The sequence below is a fragment of the Caulobacter sp. ALps2 genome, assembly GCF_058681635.1.
The window spans coordinates 3,560,110-3,578,392 of record NZ_CM178743.1 but is presented as its reverse complement, the minus strand read 5'-3'; the positions used below and the strand labels follow the sequence as shown (position 1 = coordinate 3,578,392).

Genomic DNA, 18,283 nt, shown 5'->3' with positions numbered 1-18,283 from the left:
GCTCAAAAGACGCGCCGGGCGCGACGCCTTGGCATGGCATGGTCGACAATCCGGGTCGCTACGTAGACCCCCTAGGGCGCTGGGCTGCTCAAGCCCGCCGCGAACGCGATGCGAAGGGCCTCCGACAAGCTCTTGACCTGCAGCTTGGCCATCAGATTGGCGCGATGCACCTCGACGGTCCGTGGCGAAATGCCGAGATCGAAGGCGATGGTCTTGTTGGGCAGACCCTGCGCCATTCCTCTAAGCACGTCCTGTTCGCGGCCCGTCAGTCCCGCCACCGCCACGGCGGCGGCCTGGGTGTGGGCCGCCCGCCCTTCCCGGTCGTCGAGGCGCTCGAAGGCGGTCGTCACCGCCGCCAGCAGGACCGCCTTTTCGAATGGCTTTTCGATGAAGTCGACGGCGCCGCCCTTCATCGCCCGCACCGCGATCGCGACATCGCCGTGCCCGGTCAGCACGACGACCGGCATGGCGACGCCGCGCTCGATCATCTGCTGCTGGACCTCCAGGCCGTCCATCCCCGGCATGCGCACATCCAGCAGCACGCAGCCAGGCTCGGCGTCACGCGCGGCCTGCAGGAAGGCCTGGCCAGAGCTGTAGACCGCCACGGCGTAACCGGCGGTCTTGAGCATGAAGCCGGCCGACCGGCGGATGGCTTCCTCGTCGTCGACGATGTGGATGAGACGCCTGGAAGTCATCGACTACTCCGTATCCGCCCTGACGAGAGTGAAATGGAAGCGCGCGCCGCCACCGGGCGCGGGCTCGTACCAGATGCGACCGCCGTTGGCCTCGACGATCGTGCGGCAGATCGAAAGGCCCAGGCCCATCCCGTCGGCCTTGGTGGTCACGAAGGCGCTGAACAACTGCTCGGCCAGGGCCGGCGCGACGCCGGGGCCATTGTCGGCGACGGTGATCCTGGCCATGCCCGCCGCGTCGACGGCGCTGGTCAGCCAAAGGGTTGGCCGTTCGCGTCCGATCATGGCCTCGAAGCCATTGCGCGCGAGGTTGATCAGCACCTGCTGGATCTGGATCTTGTCGACCAGCACCGCGCCGACATCCGGCGAAAGCTCGAACACCACCTCAAGGCCCTCATCCCGGGCGCCCATCAAGCCAAGCGCCGCGGCCTCGCGCACCAGGGTCTCGACGTTCTCGACCGATCGTTCCACCTCCCCCCGCGCCACGAAGTCACGCAGTCGCCGAACGATATGGCCCGCGCGCATCGCCTCGGCCGCCGCTTCGCCGAGCGCCTCCCGGATCATCGGCGCATCCTCGGGATTAGGGGTCGCCAGGAGGTCGCGCACCGCCTCCACATAGTTGGCCACCGCGGTGATCGGCTGATTGAGCTCATGGGCCAAGGTCGAAGCCATGGCGCCCATGCCGCTGACCCGGGCGATGTGGATCAGCTCGGCTTGCAGTTCCTCCAGGCGGGATTGGGTGCGTTGTCGCTCGGTCAGATCACGGACGAAACCGGTAAACACCCGCGGGCCGAACCCCGTGGCCTCGCCGACCGACAGCTCCATGGGAAAGGTCGTCCCGTCCCTTCGCGAACCCACCACCACGCGGCCGACGCCGATGATCCTGCGCTCGCCGGTCTCCAGATACCGGGCGATATAGCCGTCATGACGGTCTCGGTCGGGCGACGGCATCAGGATGCTGACGTTCTCGCCCATGACGTCCGCCTCCGTGCAGCCAAACAGCCGCTCGGCCGCGGCGCTGAAGGACAGGATCTTTCCACGCTCGTCGATAACGACCATGGCGTCGGGCACCGTCGACAGGATCGATTGCAGATGATTCGCGCTGGCTTTCAGGGCCTGCTCGCCAGCCCGCTGGCCCGTAACGTCACGCAAAACCTTGGCGAAGCCCTGCAGCACCCCGGCTTCATCACGCAGCGCGGTCATCGAGACATGGGCCAGGAACTCCGACCCGTCCTTGCGCAAGCGCCAGGCCTCTTCATCGAGCCGCCCTTCGCGCGACGCCCGCGCCAGATCCGCCTGGGGCTTGCCCGCCTCGCGGGCGTCGGCCGGGTAGAAGATCGCCGCGTCCTGGCCGAGGATCTCGGCTTCCCGCCAGCCCTTGAGCCGTTGCGCGCCAGCGTTCCAGATCAAGACTCTCCCAGCCGGGTCGAGCATGTAGATAGCGTACTCGGCCGCGCCGTCGATCAGCAGGTTGAGCTGGTCGGCCAACGCGTTCGCCTGCCGGGCCCGCTCGGCCGCCTGCTTTTCACCGGCCAGCGAGCGCGCCCGTAGGCGCCCGATCTCCTGGCCCATCAGGATGAGCGCCCCGCAGACGAGCAGATAAGCGATCGCCTCGATCCCGTTGTCGGCGTTGAGGGAATGGGGACCGCCAAACCACGCCCCGCCGACCAGACCAAACACCGCCGCGCAGAGGGCGGGCCCGACGCCGCCGAATGCGGCCGCGGCGACGACCGGGGCGGTGAACAGCAGATAAGGCGAGCGTTGCTCCATCCATGGCTCGAGCAGACCGCGGGCAAGCCCGGCGCACGCCACCGCGCCCAGGGCCACGCCATAGGACCTCAGGCGCTCGACGCGCCGATAGGTGGTTGCGTTCTCCATGGGCCCCGCGCCAAGGCGCCGCACGCGGCGCGGCGACGGATCATGCCCGTTCTGGCTCATCGGCACAAACCAACCTCGACGCTCCCGGCTCCCGTCCGCCGACTATCCAGCCTCGGCGCACGGCGTAATCCGGGATTCTACGCATATCGCCGGATGGCCGCGCCGATCGATCATGGCGCTCCCTCCGGAGGCCGCCATGTCCCTGCACAATCTCGACCGCCTGCTCACGCCTGCCAGCGTCGCGGTGATCGGCGGTTCAGACCGCGCTGGAAGCGTCGGCAAGGTCTTGGTCGACAACATCCTGGCCGGCGGTTTCGCCGGCGCCGTGCAGGTGGTGAACCCCAGGCCCGTCAGCATCGCCGGCGCCAGTTGGCACGCGACCATCGACGACCTTCCGGCCACGCCGGATCTGGCCGTGGTCGCCACGCCAGCCGCCGACGTCGCCCAGGTGATCGCCGCCCTGGCGCGGCGCGGTACGCCCGCCGCCGTGGTCGTGACGGCCGGTCTGACCAAGGCCAACGGCCTGCACGCGAAGATTCTGGAAGCGGCCAAACCTTCGGGCCTCAGAATCATCGGTCCCAACGGCTTGGGCTTGATGTCGCCCCACGCGCGCCTCAACGCCTCGTTCGCCCAGACCGGCGCGACCCCGGGTCGGCTGGCCCTGATTTCCCAGAGCGGCGCCTTGGTCAGCGGCGTCGTCGACTGGGCGGTCTCGCGACGTATCGGGTTTTCCGGAATCGTCTCGGCCGGCGACATGGCCGATGTCGACCTGGGCGACCTGATCGATCTCTTCGCCGCCGACGTCCACACCGACGCGATCCTGCTGTATGTCGAAGGGATCACCGACGCGGCCAAGTTCCTCTCGGCGGCGCGCGCGGCCGCGCGCATCAAGCCCGTCATCGCCTTGAAAGGCGGGCGCAGCGGCGCGGCGCGCCAGGCGGTGGCCTCCCATACCGGCGCCCTGGCTGGCGCCTACGACGTTCACGCCTGCGCCTTCGAACGCGCCGGGGTCGTGCTCGTCGACAACCTGACGGCTCTGTTCGATGCGGCCTCCATCCTCAGCGCCGCGCGCCGCCCCGCTGGCGGACGCCTGGCCATCGTCACCAACGGCGGCGGCGCGGGGATTCTCGCCGTCGACGCCCTGGGCGATCTCGACTCCGTCGGCGCGCGTCTCGCCAGCCTTTCGCCGCGAACCTTGGAAAAGATGGCGGCCGTGCTTCCCGATGGCGCGTCGCGCGCCAATCCCCTGGACTTGCGCGGCGACGCGGGTCCGGAACGCTACAGCCTGGCCTTGGACGCCACCCTCGCTGATGAGAACGTCGACGCCGTGCTTGTCATGGCCTGTCCGACCGCGCTCCACGCGCCAGCCAGTCTGGCCGCCGCCGTCGCCGAAGCCGTGGGCCGCGCGCGCGCGACTGGCGACGCCAAACCGGTGCTGGCCTGCTGGCTTGGAGACGAAAGCCGTCGTCTTGCCGAGGCCAGCCTCTCCCACGCCGGCGTGCCGCTATTCGAGACACCGGAGACGGCGGTCGCGGGATTTGGCTATCTGCTGGCGGCCAGCCGGGCGCGCGCCGCCCTGATGGCCGCGCCCCCAGCCCATGCCGAGGCCGCGCGTCACCGCGCGGCGGCCCAAGAGGTGATCGACGCGGCCCGCGCGCAAGGGCGAACCCAGCTCACGGAGGTCGAGGCCAAGGCGTTGCTGGAGCTCTACGGCGTCCCAACGGTCGAAACGCGCTTCGCGCCACACATCGATGCCGTCGCGCTGGCCTGCGAGGGCCTGCCCGCCCCCTATGCCGTGAAGATTGTTTCGCCGCAGATCGTTCACAAGTCCGATGTCGGCGGCGTAGCGCTGAACCTGCCCGACGCGGCCGCCGCCAGTCAGGCGGCGGCTCGGATTCAAGCCGCTGTCGCCCTCGCCGCGCCGATGGCGACCATCGCCGGCTTTTCGGTTCAGACAATGGCCCCGCCGGGGGGGCATCAGCTGATCGTTGGCCTGGCCCAGGATCCGACCTTTGGCCCCGTCGTGCTGGTGGGCGCTGGCGGCAAGGCCGTCGAGGTGTTGGCCGATCGAGCATTGGGCCTGCCGCCGCTGGACGCGCGCCTGGCGCGCAACATGATCGACCACACTCGGATTTCCCGCCTGCTGGCCGGCTATCGTGACGAACCGCCGGCGGCGATCGACAGCGTCGTCGGCGCGCTGGAGGCCGTATCGGCCATCGCCGTGGACCTGCCCGATGTGATGGAGCTGGACATCAATCCGTTGCGCGTCGATGCGTCCGGCGCCCTGGCCCTGGACGCCCGGATCATCATCGCCGCCGAGCCCGCCGCCTCGCGCCTGGCCATCGCGCCGCCGCCAATGGAATGGAGCGCGGACCTGACCACGCGTGCGGGCCTCGGGCTCCACGTTCGGCCGGTGCGCCCTGACGACGAAGCGATCGTGGCCGACTTCTTCGCCAAGCTCAGCCCCGAGGATCTGCGCATGCGTTTCCTCAGCCCTGTACGCCGGCTTGACGGCGAGCGCCTGGCCCTGATCACCCAGGTCGACTATCGTCGGACCATCACCTTCCTGGCGTTCGACGCCGCCGACGGCGTCCTGGTCGCCACGGCCATGCTCGCCGGCGGTCCCGACCCGGAACGCGCCGAGGTCGCCCTGTCGGTCGCCAGCGACCTCAAGAGCCAGGGCATCGGCTGGACGCTCCTGGAACACACGATGCGTTATGCGCGCGCCAGGGGCCTCAAGGTGCTGCAATCGGTCGAAAGCGCCGACAACCTGGCCGCCCTGCGGCTGGAAGGCGAGATGGGCTTCAAGGCTTGCGTGAGTCCCGAGGACATGGGGCTTCGGGTGGTGGAACGGCGCCTGGACGACGTTCCACTCGCCGTTTGAGACGAACACCGTCGCGGCGGCTCGTCTGGCGACACCCGCCAAGACGGCGGACAGAAAAGCCGGCCCGATCCAAAGGGATCCGGGCCGGCCATCAGAAGCGTCGTCGACCCCGAATTTACCGCCCCATCACCAGCGGCAGTTGCTCGGCCTCCAGCATTCTACGGGTGACGCCGCCGAAGATGTCCTCGGCCCAACGGCCGTGACCATAGGCGCCCATCACGCAGTAACGCGCGCCGAAAGCGGCGCAGGCCTCGAGGATCAGACCGTCGGGACGCGCGCCGCGCGCTGGCGCGACTTCGATGTCGGCATGGACGCCCTGGCGAGAAAGATAGGCGGCCGCGGCCTGCGGCGGCGCGCCCTTGGCGCCATCCTCGGCGCAGAACAACCGAACCGTGCTGGCCAGCTTCAGCAGCGGGACGCTCGCCCTCAGGGTCGCCATGATCGGCGCCGAACCATCCCAGGCCACCAGGGCCGGCCCCATGACGTCAAAGCCGCGGACATTGTCGGGGATGGCGACGACCGGGCTGCGGGCGCGGCTGATCACCGAGGACACGATCCCTCTCGGCTCCACGACCAGCAAGCCGTCGCGCTTGCAGTTGACGACGATCAGGTCGGCCAACCCCGCCTCGCGCAGCAGGCAGGCGGTGAAGTCGCCGGAAACGTCGATCCAGTCCCAGGCCACGCCTTCATGGATCAGCCGGGTCTCCGTGGCCACGCGATTAGCCGCCTCGACCTTGCGCTCGGCCTCCAGCACCATGGCTTGGGCGGCCCCACCGATGTCGCCGGCGAAATCCACCGTCGGCGTGACGTCGACGCAGGTGAGGTGGCCGTCCAGCGCTCGGGTAAGATCGAGCGCCGCCTGGAGTCGGGCCTCCTGGCCCGCATCATCGTGCACCAGCAACAGAACCGTCTTCATAGCCGCCTCCTTTGGGCTCGTGAAAATCCAAACCTAGGAAGACGGCGTTAGGCGTCCTATTGGTGAAAGTACGGAGGCGTTCGGAACCAATAAACTAGCGCTATTCCAGCAATTCTTTGACGGCCGCCCCATGGTCGTCGGACGTCTAAGTATAGTTCCCAATGGCGGCCGAACTCGCTCGGATCGAGGATCAGCTCATCCTTTTCCAGGAGAGCCGCCATGACCATGCCCGCTTTTCTTTCCTCACGGCCCATCGCGACGACGGAAGCAACGGACGCGCCATTCACGCTCGTTCCCAACGCCACCTTCGATCAGGTCGGCGTGGCCATGACCTTCGCAGACGGCGAAGAGATCTACGCCCAGGAGGAAGAGACCGATTTCGTCTACGAGGTTCAGACTGGGGCGGTCCGCGCGTCGCGCCTGCTCAGCGACGGACGCCGCCAGATCGCCGGCTTCTATTATCCGGGCGACCTGTTCGGCCTGGAGACCGGGGCCACCCACCGTTCCTCGGCCGAAGCCATCGGCGCGACCCGGGTGCTGGTGGCCAAGCGCTCGGCCCTCAAGCACTATGGAGACGCTGGCGCTCAAGCCGAGCGCGCGATCTGGCGCGCGACCGGCGCTGAGCTCGAGCGCGCTCACGAACACATGATGCTGCTGGCCCGAAAGAGCGCCTTCGAGCGTGTCGCCGGCTTGCTCGCCGACATCGCGAAGCGTCAGGCGCGGGCTTGGAGCGCCCTGCCGATGAGCCGCCAGGACATGGCCGATCATCTTGGCCTGAGTATCGAAACGGTGTCGCGGATGGTCACCCAGATGCAGGTCGAGGGCCTGGTGGTGTTCGATGGCTGTCGCCGGTTCCGTGTCGCCGCGCCCGGACGGTTGGCCCTGCTGGCCACGGTCTAGGAACTCGGAGCCCGAGGAGCGACATGCTCCCGCGAGCCGCGCCCCAAATCGCCACGGGCGCCTAGACGCCCCGGCGAGCGGCACGCCCGCAACGACGGGCGACTATGGTCGCGCGCGAGCCCACCGCCGTGCGGCCCTGCCGTCCGATCCGCCACGGATCGGACGGCGTTTCTTCTCGCGGCGACATCGCCCGCGTCGCGGTGGAAGCGCGGGTTAGCGCCCTAACAGCAGTGGCACGGCCTGGGCCTCGAGCATGCGACGAGTGACACCGCCCAGAAGGTCCTCGCGCCAACGGCCATGGCCGTAGGCGCCGATCAGGCAATAGGCGGCCTTGTCCAACTGGGCGCAGCTCAGCAAGGCCGCGTCGGGCGTGGTCCCCACGATATGGCGGACTTCCGCCTCGACGCCGTACCAGCCCAGATAGCGGCGCGCGTCATCGATGGTGGCGCGAGGGGCCTCCCCCCCGTCATCGACCGACACCAGCCGCACCCGCCGAGCAAGCTTGAGCAGCGGCATGCTGGCGCGTAGCGTCGCCATGGCGGGCGCGGAACCGTCCCAACCGACCACGGCCTCGCCTAGCGGATCGAAGTCGCGCAGATCGTCAGGCACGGCCAGAACGGGACAGCGGGCCTTCATGGCCACCGCGCCGACGACGGCGCGGGCGTCCAGGCCCAGGGCATGGTCACGCTTGCTGTTGACGATGATCAGGTCGGCCAACCCTGCATGGTCGAGCAGGCATTCGGCGACCGAACCAGCCGCATCCACCCAGGTCCAGCAGACGCCCTCGCGCGCGAGGCGCTCTTCCAGGCGGATCTTGTTGTCGCCCGCGCGGACGGTCTCCATGGCCAAGATCGGGCCGACGGCCAGGCCGGTTGGATCGCGCGCCAGGGTCGGGGCGGCCACGACGTCGACGCACAGCAGATGGCCGCCCAGCGCTCGCGCGAGGCCGAGCGCCACCTGCAGCCGAGCTTCCTGGCCTTCATCGGCGTGGATCAGCAACAGGAGGGTCTTCATGATCGTCTCCTTCCGATATCTAGGCGTGCGCCATCAGCAAGGCCGTGGGCGGCGCGATCAGCATGTGCTCGGTGGCGCCGCCGAGAACGAACTCGCGCAGACGCGAATGGCCATAGGCGCCCATGACCAGAAGATCGGCCCCGATCTCACGGATATGCCGTTCGATCACCACGCCGGCGGAATGCCCATCCGCCGCCAGGATCCGCGGTTTCGGGTCAAGCCCGTGGAGTCTCAGGTGCGCCACCACCTCGTCGGCCGCGCTCGCGTCGACACCCGGCTTGTCGCCGGCCACGGTGACGACAAGCAATTCGGCGGCCCGCGCCAGGAACGGCAGGCTGTCGGCCAGGGCGCGCGCGGCGCTGGCGCCCCCATCCCAAGCCACGACCACACGGCCAGCCGCCGTGGTGCGTTCGTCGACGGCGCGCTCGCCAAGCACCAGGGTGGGACGTCCCGATCCGAACACCACCTCCCGGGCGACCGATTGCTGGTCGTCGAACCGTCCGCTCAGCGGCAGAATGCACAGGTCGTGGGTGCGCGCCTCGCGCATCACCTGCTCGGCCAGATCATAGAGATGGGCGGATTCGATCCGGGCGGTGACCGGCAGACCGAGCGCTTCGGCCGCATGCCTGGCTTTGTCGAGCAGAGCGCGCCCCTGGGAATGGGCCTTGGCCTCCTCTTGCCGCGCTAGGTCGGTCAGGTGGATCAGATACTCGGCGACCCGGTTGCTGCGAACCGGGATCTTGATGTCGTAGGTCAGGATCGTCAGCGCGGCCTGAAGATGACTGGCCCACCAGATCGCCTGATCGACCAGACCATCCGGCGTCGGCTCGGGATAGCTGTCCAGATGGAGAAGAACGTCCTTGATGGCCATGATGAAGGCTCCTTTGGGGCCATCTCACCCGACCAGAACCCTCCCGCCTTGATCCCTGTCATGTCGCCGCCGCCCGATCCACGCCCGCCCAAGCCACAGCCAGGAGGAGGCGCCGGCGCCGGCGACGACGCAGATCGCCAGGTCAGGCAGCGTTGGCGGGCTCATCGCGAACAGCCGTCCGACAGGGGGAACCGTGAGCACCAGCACAAGGACGCCGCTGGCGAGCGCCGCGATCATCCAGAAGATCCAGCGTCGCGCGTCCAGCAGCCGTCCGCCCCGCGCCGTCGCGTCGGTGAGCGCCAGGATTAGGTTGCCGACCACGAGGGCCACGAAAGCCCCTGCCCTGGCCTGATCCGGCGTGGTTCGAGCAAGACCCACGAGATAGAGGCTCAGGACCACCCCGAAGATCACCAGGCCCTGCGCCAAGCCGAGGAGGAGCTGACGGGGCCCGAACAACGCCGCCCCTGCCCCGCGCGGCCGCCGGCGCATCGCCTTTGGGTCGCTAGGCTCACCCTCGAACACCAACGAGCAGACCGGGTCGATCACCAGCTCGAGAAACACCACATGCACCGGATACAGCATCGGCTCCGCACCAAGCAGGATCGGAGCCAGCGCCAGGCCCGCGATCGGCACGTGGATCGCCGTCACATAGGTCAAGGCCCGCCGAAGGTTGTCGAAAATCCGCCGTCCCAGACGCACGCCGCCGACGATCGAGGCCAGACTGTCGTCAAGCAGGATCAGATCAGCCGCCTCGCGCGCCACGTCCGTGCCCCGCCGCCCCATGGCGATGCCGATGTGGGCCGCCTCGAGCGCTGGAGCGTCATTGACCCCGTCTCCGGTCATGGCCACCACTTCGCCGTTGGCTTTCAGCGCCTCGACGAGCGCCAGCTTCTGCTCGGGCCGCACGCGAGCGAAAACCGCCGTCGACGCCACGCGGGCTCGAAGATCCTCCGGCGCCAACATCGCGAGGTCCGCGCCGGTGACGGCGCCGCCTTCGACGTCCAGCCCGGCCGCGCGGGCGATGTGCAGCGCCGTGGCCGGATAGTCGCCCGTGATCATCACGACCTTGATGCCAGCTTGACGGGCTTGTCGAACCGCCTCCGCGGCGTCCTCGCGCAGCGGATCGGAAAATCCGACCAGACCCAGAAAGTTCAGGGGTCCATCCTCGGGATCGCGCCTCGCTGGAGTCCCCTCCAGGCCGGCGACGGCCAGGACGCGCAAGCCGTCGGCCGCCATCGCGTCGACGGCGGCGCGCACGGCCCGCGCGGCTTGCGCCGGAAGGCGGCACATCGCCAGGATGGCTTCGGGCGCGCCCTTGGCCGCGAGCACGGCTCGGTCGCCGTCAATCCATCTTTGGATCACCGCCAAGCGGTCGGGCCGCAACGGCCAGATCTCGTCGAGCGCGCCGCCGGCCTGGCCCGCGAGGGCCTTCACCGCCCGATCCATGGGATCGGTGGGACGTTCGGCGCTGGCCAAGGCGGCGGCGGTCAGGATAGGCGCGGCCGGATCGTCCGTGGGTTCGAACACGACGCCGTCGCGCCAGACCCTGGTCACCGTCATGCGGTTTTGGGTCAAGGTACCGGTCTTGTCGACACAGAGGACGGTGGCGCCGCCAAGAGCCTCGATCACCGCGCCACGCCGCACCAGAACGTTGTGCCGGCCCAGTCGCCAGGCGCCCAGGGCCAGGAATACCGAGAGCACCATCGGGAATTCTTCAGGGATCATGGCGATGGCGACGGTCAGGCCCGCCAGAGCCGCTTCCAACCAGTCGCCCCGGGTCAGGCCATAGGCCGCCACCACGACGAGACAGAAGCCGGCCGCGGCCAAGCCCAGCCAACCGACGAGCGCGCCGACGGCCTTTTGCAGCGGCGCCTTGGTGGGCTCAACGCCCGCCAGCGCCGCGCCGATCGCGCCGACCGCCGTGCGCGAGCCCGTCGCCGTGGCCTCGACCAAGCCTTGGCCAGCCACCACCAAGGTCGCGGCGAACACCGCGCTCTGAGTGTCGCCTTCGGGGCCGGGGACACGAACCACCGGCGCGGACTCTCCCGTCAGGGCGGACTCGTCGATCTTCAGGACCTCGCCCTCGACCAGGCGGCCGTCCGCGGCGACCCGCTGCCCCTCGCCGACCAGAAACAGGTCGCCAGGAACAAGCCCACCGCTGCTGATGAGTTGTTCGACGCCGCCACGAACCACCCGCACCTTTGGTTCGGCCAGATCGCGCAGAGCCCGCAGAGCGCGTTCGCTGCGGGCTTCCTGGAAGACCACCTGGAGGATCGTCGCCACCGCCGCGACGACCAGCAGCAGACCCTCGGCCAGATCACCGATCGCCAAGTAGAGGATCGCGGCGGCGGCCAGCAGGCCAAACATCGGCTCGCGCAGGGTCGACAAGACGATCTGCGCCACGCTGCGCCCCCGGGGCGGCGCGATACGATTGGGGCCAATACTGGCCAATCGGCGCGCGGCTTCGTCCGGCTCCAGTCCTTGCCGATCGTCACTCATCACGCGCCTTCGGTGTTTGGGGCCAGCTCAGGCGCGCCGGCGCGCCAGGGCATAGGTGGTCAGGCTCGCCACCGCCGCGGCGACCAGGGCCGCGGCGGCCGCGGCGGACACGATCGATTCAGCCGGATGGCGGCGTACTTCGCGCTCGGCCTGGCGAACGGCTTGATCCAGTTTGGCCTGGACTTCGCCGACAAGTTCGACCGCGGCGTGGCCCAGGGCCACGGCGGTCACCGACATGGCGTCGCCGGCGTCGTCGGCCAGATGACTGGTCATGGTCTTGAGATGGTGGGTGACCTTGGCGAAGGCGTCCTCGCCCTCGTGGGCCAGGGTCGAGAGCGAAGCTTGGGCCTTGGGCATGACACTATCCTTGGTTGGAGGCCCCGCGACCATGGCCCATCGACGCCAGCGCCGATTGACCTGGCTCAACCCGCCCATCGAAAACGACGGGCCCGGCCTCAGACAGCGGCGCGCTCGCCGGCGGTCGGACGCAACACCGCCTGCAGCGACGACAGCAAACGTTCGCGCGCCGCGTCGTCCGTCGAGGCCGCCAGCGCGGCGTTGAGCGCCAGGTTGAAGGCGGCTCGATCATTGTGCCAGTCGAGCCGGCTCGCCGCCTGAGGGGCCAGACGGCGTTTTGCCGCGCCACGCGCCAACGCCCCGCCCGCCGCCAGCTCGAAGCTCTCGTCCAGTTCGGGCGAGAGGATCTGGGCGGCGGGATAGCCAGCCTCGACCAGGCGCTGGCGCAAGGCCTCCCGCGCCTGCGGCTCGCCATGGGCCAGGAAGATCGAACCGCTGACCGGCGAGCGGGCCTTGACCCAGGCGGCCAGCCCCGCGGCGTCGGCGTGAGCCGAATAGGCCTCGAGCTTGCGGATCCGGGCGCGCACGCGCACCTCGTCGCCCTGGATCGACACCCGCGGCGCCCCATCGGCGATCAGTCGTCCCAGGGTTCCGGCGGCCTGGAAGCCGCAGAGCAGGACGGTGGTCTCCTTGCGCCAGAGCAGCCGCTTGAGATGCTTGCGAATACGGCCCGCATCGCACATGCCGCTGGCCGCCAGGATCACATGCCATCCCGAGAGCTTTTCCAGGCCATCGCTGTCCCAGGGCTTGTCGAGGAAGTGCAGATACTGGGATGGGCGCACGGCGGCGAAGGGATTGGTCTGGGTGGTCGGATTCCAACCGCGCTCCTGAAAGACCTTGCTGGCCTCGATGGCCAAAGGCGAGTCGAGAAAGATGTCGCCGCGCGGCGCCAGGCCCTCGTCCATGAGCGTCAACAGATCAACCAGCAGCTCTTGGCTACGCTCGACCGCAAAGGCGGGAATGAGCAAGGGACCGCCGGCGGCGTGAGCGGCCGCCAGCTCCTCGGCCAGGGCCTGGCGGCGCGCCGCCGCGTCGCCGGCTGGACGCAGGCGATCGCCGTAGGTGGACTCCACGACCAGATGATCGACACCGGAAGGGCCTTGCGGATCGGCGACGAAGACGCTGGCGCCCGATCCCACGTCCCCCGAGAACAACACCGTCTGGGCGCCATCCTCGGCCTCGACGGACACCGCTATCGAGGCCGCGCCGAGGATATGGCCAGCTTCCCAGTAGGTCGCCGACAGGCCCGGGGCTAGGACAACCGGTTCGCCGAGTTTGACCTTGCGAAATTGCCTGATGACGCGCCGACCGTCGGCGGCGGTGTAGATCGGCTCGACTGGCGGCAATCCACGCCTCTGGTTGCGGCGATTGAGGGCGTCGACCTCGCCCTCCTGGATACCGCCGGCGTCGTCCAGCATCACCGCGCAAAGATCGCGCGTGGCCGCCGTGGCGTAGATCGGCCCCTCGAAGCCGGCCAGCATCAGTTTGGGTAAGAGGCCCGAGTGATCGACATGGGCGTGGGTCAGCAGCACCGCGTCGATCTCGCCGATGTCGAACGGAAAATCGGCGTAGTTGAGAGCCTTGAGGGTCTTGGAGCCCTGAAACATGCCGCAGTCGATCAACAGGACGCCGTGGTCGGTCCGCAGGCGCGCGCAGAAACCGGTGACGCAGCCGGCCGCGCCGTGGAAAGTGAGGATGGGCGTCATGAGGCGGCCTTTCGAACAGTGACGCGCGGCAGGGGCCGGCGGGTAAGGGATCAGGCTTTCCGGACTGTCGTCCAGACGACCCGACGCGGCGTCGTGGCCGAGCCGAAAACGGGCTATTTTCCCTCGCCCCGTCAGCCTGATCATGACGCAAATCAATTTCGGGGCCCGCGATGCGGCTAAGGCTTTGAGCGCTATCGGTTCGGAGCCCCGCCATGCAGCACGCCGTCATCCTGGCCCATCCCAAGCCCACCAGCTTTTGCGCCTCCCTCGCGCGCACCTGCGTGGAGCATCTGCGCGCCACCAACCATCACGTCCTGCTGCGCGACCTCTACGCGCTGGACTTCGATCCGAGATTGAAAGCCGAGGAACTGCCCACCCAGAACGGGGTGACGCCGGCCAGCGACGTGGTGGCTGAACGCAAGGCCCTGGCCGGCGTCACCAGCTTCATCTTCGTCTATCCGTTCTGGTTCAACGCCCCGCCGGCGATCCTGAAGGGTTATGTCGATCGCGTGTTCGGCATGGGTTTTGGCTATGGTCCGGTCGCGGGCGGCGCCGAGCCGCTGCTCGACGGCAAGACCCTGACCTCGTTCTCGACCTCGGGCGCCCCCGAGCATTGGATCGACAGCACCGGGGCGCTGCGCGCGTTGATGAGCGTCTTTGACCTGCACCTTTCGGGGGTCTGCGGCCTGCGCGTAGCCGATCACAAGCACATTGGCGGCGTGGTGTCGAACATGACCCAGGAGGCTGGCGCCGACGTCCTTGAACAGGTCCGGACCCGATTGGACGAACTCTTCGAACCGGCGCTCGCCTGAGCACGACCAGAATGATCGCCGAGCCGCCAATCCCGGACAGCCAAGCCCAGCTGACATCCCCATCCTACAGGCTGGCGGCGCTGGACCAGGCGTTCCTGCTTGGAGATTCCATGCGCGGCGTGCGGTTCCTGCTGGAGTTCGCCAAGGCCGACGAGGCTTTGCGGGCCTGGGGCGTGCGCTCGACGATCGTGGTCTTCGGCTCGGCGCGGGCTAAGCCCGACGGCCCTGGCCGCCAGCCTCACTGGTGCCAGCAAGCCCGGCGGTTCGGACGCATCGCCTCTGAACGCGGCGGAGCTTTGTCGCCCGGCGCGGCTGCGGGCGACAAGGGTCCCCGCGACAACGTCATCGCCACCGGTGGCGGGCCAGGCCTGATGGCCGCGGCCAACCAGGGCGCGGCGGAGGCCGGAGCCCCGTCGATCGGCTTCAACATCACCCTGCCGCGTGAACAGGCGCCCAATCCCTATTCCACCCCGGACCTGACCTTCCGGTTTCACTATTTCGCGATGCGCAAGATGCACTTGGCGATGCGCGCCAACGCCCTGGTCGTCTTTCCCGGGGGGTTTGGCACGCTGGACGAGCTGTTCGAACTTCTGACCCTGCGCCAGACCGGCAAGGCGCCGCCGATCCCCATCGTCCTGTTCGATGAGGCCTATTGGCGCGCGGTCGTCGATTTCGACGTGCTGGCCGAGCATGACATGGTCTCGAGGGACGAACTCTCCCTGCTAGTTTTCGCTGACAGCGCCGAAGACGTGTGGCGTTGTCTGGTCGCGGCCGGCCTGAAGGTCCCCGCCGCGGCGCGCCCGCCGGCGTCCAACGACTAGGCCAGCCCTTCCCTTGAAGACGCGCCGATGGCGAGCACGGCCGCGCCAGCGAACGCGCCCCCCCGCAGGTCGGCTAACGCCTTGCCGGCCTGGGTCAGGCCGTAGGTCTTGATCCTGGCCCTAACGCCGGCCGCCGCCGCGCGCGGAAGGTAGTCGACGGCGTCGGCGCGGGTGAGGTTGGCGACGCTGGCCAACCGACGCTCGCCCCAAAGATCGGCGTAGTCCATCTCCGGGATCGGGCTCATGTGAATTCCGCCGCAAACGACCGCCCCGCCCTTGCGGACCGCGCGCAAGGCCAGAGGCGCCAGCGCCCCTACCGGCGCGAACAGGATCGCCGCGTCGAGCGGTTCCGGCGCGAGCTCGCTCGACGGCCCCGCCCACAGGCAGCCGAGCTCTCGGGCCAGACCCTGGGCGGCCTGGTCGCCCGGACGCGTGAAGGCATAGACTTTCTGGCCTTCGGCGATCGCCAACTGAGCCAGCAGATGCCCCGCCGCCCCAAATCCGTAGACGCCCAGACGTTGAACGGTGGTGAGCGCCATCGCCAGGCGCCAGGCGCGAAATCCAATCAACCCCGCGCAGAGCAGCGGCGCGGCTTCGACATCGGTCAGGCCGTCGGGGATCGAAAAACAGTAGCGGGAATCGACCACGGTCTGCTGGGCGAAGCCCCCGTCGCGCGTCCAGCCGTTGAAGACCGGATGATCACAGAGATTCTCGGCATTCTGGCGGCAATAGCGACACCGCCCACAGGTCCCGCCGAGCCACGCCGCCCCCACGCGCTGGCCGACGCGAAAACCTTCGACCGCCGAGCCCATCGCTAGGACGGCGCCGACGATTTCATGGCCGGGCACCCGCGGGCCATCGAGCGGCAGGTCCCCGTCCAGGAGATGCAGATCGGTGCGGCAGACGCCACACGCCCCCACTTGCAACAGAAGATCATAGGGCCCTGGCGTCGGCGCCTGCCGCAGGACGGGCGATATGCGCCCGTCCTTGATCACCATCGCCAGCATGTCAGACTTCCGCCGGGGCAGACCCGATTTCGCGCTGTAGCGGCGCGACCACATGAGAGGCTTGCCGGGTGATGGCCGGAAGAAGGCGTTGGCCGTGCGCGCTCATGGTCAGCTCCGTTCGTCAGTCGCCGGTTCGGCGCGACCTACTCTCGCCCCTGCCGGAGACCCGGAGCTTGACGCGAGTCAACTTGCCGAAGGGACGCCGACGACGCTCAGAGTGGGCGGCGGTGACGAGACCCTTGAGCCCAGCCTCGCGGCGTCACGAAGGGCGCGTGGGCGTCGACCAGGGGGCCAGCGCCATCCAAGATGGGCTCGTGACAGTGAATTCGCGCCAGAGCCGCCTCGATGGCCTTTGGCGCGAACGGCTTGCTTAAGGTCGCATCGGCTCCCAGTTCGCGGGCGAAGCCCAGCAGCTCATCGGCGAGCAAGGTTCTCCAGCCGCCCGTCATGGCCACGATGCTCAATTGGGGGTGGCGGGCATGTAACATCGTGATCGCCTCGATCCCTTCCATTTGGGGATTGAACAGCTCGATGAAGACCAGGTCGCAGACTGAGTGATCCAGATGCTCGAGCGCCGCCCAGCCGTGGTCGACGGCCGTGCACGCATGGCCGAGCGTCTCGAGGATCAACCCCAGGGCCTGGCGATACCCGACATCCTGGTCGACGATCAGCACCCGCGACGCCATCGCAGCCTCCCCGTGCGGGCGCTGGCGGCGCGCCTCCCCTCTCATATGGCCAAGACATCGCCGACGGTGGCCGCGCCTGCTCAGACTGAGCGCGGCAAAACGCCGGTCTTCGGTCCGTTGACGGATCTCATGAGCGCATTTGCCGCGGCGGCGAAGCCTCGCGAAGGTCGCTGAGAACGTGTTCCGCGCCTAGATTGGGCTCGGGGAGACACAAACCATGAAGCGTGAACGCACGCCCTTCATCAAACGTCATCATCTGAGCCTCGGGGCTGACTACGCCCTACGCCTGGTGCGACTGTTCACCGACGTTTTTGACGGCGATATCGTCCTGGCGATGGTGTTCGTCGCCGCCTCCCAGGCCAATACACAACACCTGCGGCGCCGCGCGGACTACGTGGATCACATGGACGGCCCCCTGTTTCCCGACGAGTTGCGACGCGCGGTTTCTGTCTCGAGCTTGGCGCGATCGCTGGGACTGTCGATCGAAACCACACGCCGCTACGTAATCAAGCTTTGCGACCGTGGGTTCGCCGTCCGGAGTGACGGCGGCGGGGTTCTGGTGACCACCGATGTCCTCAATCGCGAGGAAATCCGCGCCGCCGCCTGGGCCAACGCGGCCAATATGGAACTGTTGATCAGTGAGCTTGCGCGCACGCCCCGCGACCGCTAGGCGCTCGATGCGACACCCGCGGCACGCGCGGATCACCCCAGCTTGATGTTCACGCCGCCGCCGCCCAGTCCCAGGCGCAGCCCCTGGCTCTGGGCGCGCAGATGGATCTCCACGCCTTTGGCGTTGCGCAGTACGGCCCGTCCGCCGCCCAGGGTGATGAAGGTTCCGCTGGCCCCGACCAGCGCATAAAGCCCCTCGAAGTCCTCCACGCGCCGCAGGTTTCGCACTTGCGCGACACCCTTGATCCGGTCGGCGCCGGCGCCGACGAGCGTGACCCCCGTGGCGGTGAAGGAAAAAGGCCGCCCCTCGAACCATAGGGTTCCGTCGCCCCAGCCATAACCCACGACCAAGGCGATCGTATCGCCGGTAAAGGTGATCTGCGGGCCTGAGCGATCGGGGTCGGCCCTCGCGACAGGGACACCGGTGGAAGCGACAAGCGACAGAGCGAGCAGAAGGATGGGCAGGATGCGCGGCATGACCGTCTCCGTTTGATGGCCATCATGACGGCGCGCCGCGCTCGCGAATTGATCCTCGACAAGGGAAGGCCAGTCGGCGGCCGCCAAGGTCATG

Annotated in this window: 16 protein-coding genes; 5 read left to right on the top strand and 11 right to left on the bottom strand. The window is 68.6% G+C overall.

The window, feature by feature from the left end; genetic code table 11:
* Nucleotides 1-71: 71 nt before the first annotated feature.
* Both ACW173_RS17035 and ACW173_RS17030 read right to left on the bottom strand, forming a co-directional pair.
* The gene (locus tag ACW173_RS17035; RefSeq protein WP_492081238.1) at nucleotides 72-695 is read right to left on the bottom strand and encodes a response regulator transcription factor; all 624 of its coding nucleotides are present in this window, start codon (nucleotides 693-695) and stop codon (nucleotides 72-74) included.
* A gap of 3 nt (nucleotides 696-698) precedes the next feature.
* On the bottom strand, nucleotides 699-2,570 hold the full coding sequence (locus tag ACW173_RS17030; RefSeq protein WP_492081236.1) for a PAS domain S-box protein: 1,872 nt from the start codon (nucleotides 2,568-2,570) through the stop codon (nucleotides 699-701).
* Between the two features lie 196 nt (nucleotides 2,571-2,766).
* Here ACW173_RS17030 and ACW173_RS17025 point away from each other — a divergent pair, with 196 nt between their 5' ends.
* Nucleotides 2,767-5,454 carry a bifunctional acetate--CoA ligase family protein/GNAT family N-acetyltransferase gene (locus tag ACW173_RS17025; protein ID WP_492081234.1) on the top strand — a complete coding sequence of 896 codons (2,688 nt, stop codon included), beginning with the start codon at nucleotides 2,767-2,769 and terminating at the stop codon, nucleotides 5,452-5,454.
* Between the two features lie 115 nt (nucleotides 5,455-5,569).
* On the opposite strand, the gene ACW173_RS17020 is transcribed toward ACW173_RS17025, so the two are convergent.
* Nucleotides 5,570-6,370, bottom strand: a complete 801-nt coding sequence (locus ACW173_RS17020; RefSeq protein WP_492081233.1) for a universal stress protein — start codon at nucleotides 6,368-6,370, stop codon at nucleotides 5,570-5,572.
* A 219-nt stretch (nucleotides 6,371-6,589) separates the two neighbouring features.
* On the opposite strand from ACW173_RS17020, the gene ACW173_RS17015 reads away from it, so the two are divergent.
* Complete coding sequence (locus ACW173_RS17015; protein ID WP_492081231.1) at nucleotides 6,590-7,270, top strand: helix-turn-helix domain-containing protein; 681 nt, start codon at nucleotides 6,590-6,592, stop codon at nucleotides 7,268-7,270.
* Nucleotides 7,271-7,483: 213 nt separating this feature from the next.
* Here the strand turns inward: ACW173_RS17015 and ACW173_RS17010 are convergent, their stop codons facing one another.
* The 5 genes from ACW173_RS17010 to ACW173_RS16990 all read right to left on the bottom strand — a co-directional run bounded on the left by ACW173_RS17010 (nucleotide 7,484) and on the right by ACW173_RS16990 (nucleotide 13,717).
* A complete protein-coding gene (locus tag ACW173_RS17010) occupies nucleotides 7,484-8,284 on the bottom strand; it encodes a universal stress protein (RefSeq protein ID WP_492081230.1) in 801 nt (266 codons plus the stop codon).
* A 19-nt stretch (nucleotides 8,285-8,303) separates the two neighbouring features.
* Nucleotides 8,304-9,155 carry a universal stress protein gene (locus ACW173_RS17005; protein WP_492081228.1) on the bottom strand — a complete coding sequence of 284 codons (852 nt, stop codon included), beginning with the start codon at nucleotides 9,153-9,155 and terminating at the stop codon, nucleotides 8,304-8,306.
* Between the two features lie 24 nt (nucleotides 9,156-9,179).
* Complete coding sequence (locus ACW173_RS17000) at nucleotides 9,180-11,654, bottom strand: cation-translocating P-type ATPase (protein ID WP_492081227.1); 2,475 nt, start codon at nucleotides 11,652-11,654, stop codon at nucleotides 9,180-9,182.
* A 27-nt stretch (nucleotides 11,655-11,681) separates the two neighbouring features.
* A complete protein-coding gene (locus ACW173_RS16995; protein WP_492081225.1) occupies nucleotides 11,682-12,011 on the bottom strand; it encodes a hypothetical protein in 330 nt (109 codons plus the stop codon).
* Nucleotides 12,012-12,109: 98 nt separating this feature from the next.
* Complete coding sequence (locus ACW173_RS16990; RefSeq protein WP_492081223.1) at nucleotides 12,110-13,717, bottom strand: MBL fold metallo-hydrolase RNA specificity domain-containing protein; 1,608 nt, start codon at nucleotides 13,715-13,717, stop codon at nucleotides 12,110-12,112.
* A gap of 212 nt (nucleotides 13,718-13,929) precedes the next feature.
* On the opposite strand from ACW173_RS16990, the gene ACW173_RS16985 reads away from it, so the two are divergent.
* Together ACW173_RS16985 and ACW173_RS16980 are read left to right on the top strand one after the other, a co-directional pair.
* Nucleotides 13,930-14,529: an NAD(P)H-dependent oxidoreductase gene (locus ACW173_RS16985; RefSeq protein WP_492081221.1), complete on the top strand. Its 600-nt coding sequence runs from the start codon at nucleotides 13,930-13,932 to the stop codon at nucleotides 14,527-14,529.
* 11 nt (nucleotides 14,530-14,540) lie between these two features.
* Nucleotides 14,541-15,350: an LOG family protein gene (locus tag ACW173_RS16980; RefSeq protein WP_492081219.1), complete on the top strand. Its 810-nt coding sequence runs from the start codon at nucleotides 14,541-14,543 to the stop codon at nucleotides 15,348-15,350.
* Here ACW173_RS16980 and ACW173_RS16975 read toward each other — a convergent pair.
* Together ACW173_RS16975 and ACW173_RS16970 are read right to left on the bottom strand one after the other, a co-directional pair.
* A complete protein-coding gene (locus ACW173_RS16975) occupies nucleotides 15,347-16,357 on the bottom strand; it encodes a zinc-binding alcohol dehydrogenase family protein (RefSeq protein ID WP_492081217.1) in 1,011 nt (336 codons plus the stop codon). The genes ACW173_RS16980 and ACW173_RS16975 overlap by 4 nt on opposite strands.
* 212 nt (nucleotides 16,358-16,569) lie before the next feature.
* Nucleotides 16,570-17,043, bottom strand: a complete 474-nt coding sequence (locus ACW173_RS16970) for a response regulator (protein WP_492081215.1) — start codon at nucleotides 17,041-17,043, stop codon at nucleotides 16,570-16,572.
* A 217-nt stretch (nucleotides 17,044-17,260) separates the two neighbouring features.
* Between ACW173_RS16970 and ACW173_RS16965 the strand changes: the two genes are divergently transcribed.
* Entirely contained in the window at nucleotides 17,261-17,713 is a 453-nt protein-coding gene (locus ACW173_RS16965) for a hypothetical protein (RefSeq protein ID WP_492081214.1), read from the top strand.
* A gap of 32 nt (nucleotides 17,714-17,745) precedes the next feature.
* Here the strand turns inward: ACW173_RS16965 and ACW173_RS16960 are convergent, their stop codons facing one another.
* Nucleotides 17,746-18,282 (bottom strand): hypothetical protein, encoded by a 537-nt coding sequence (locus tag ACW173_RS16960; protein WP_492081212.1) that lies wholly within the window; start codon nucleotides 18,280-18,282, stop codon nucleotides 17,746-17,748.
* Between the last annotated feature and the right edge of the window lies 1 nt (nucleotide 18,283).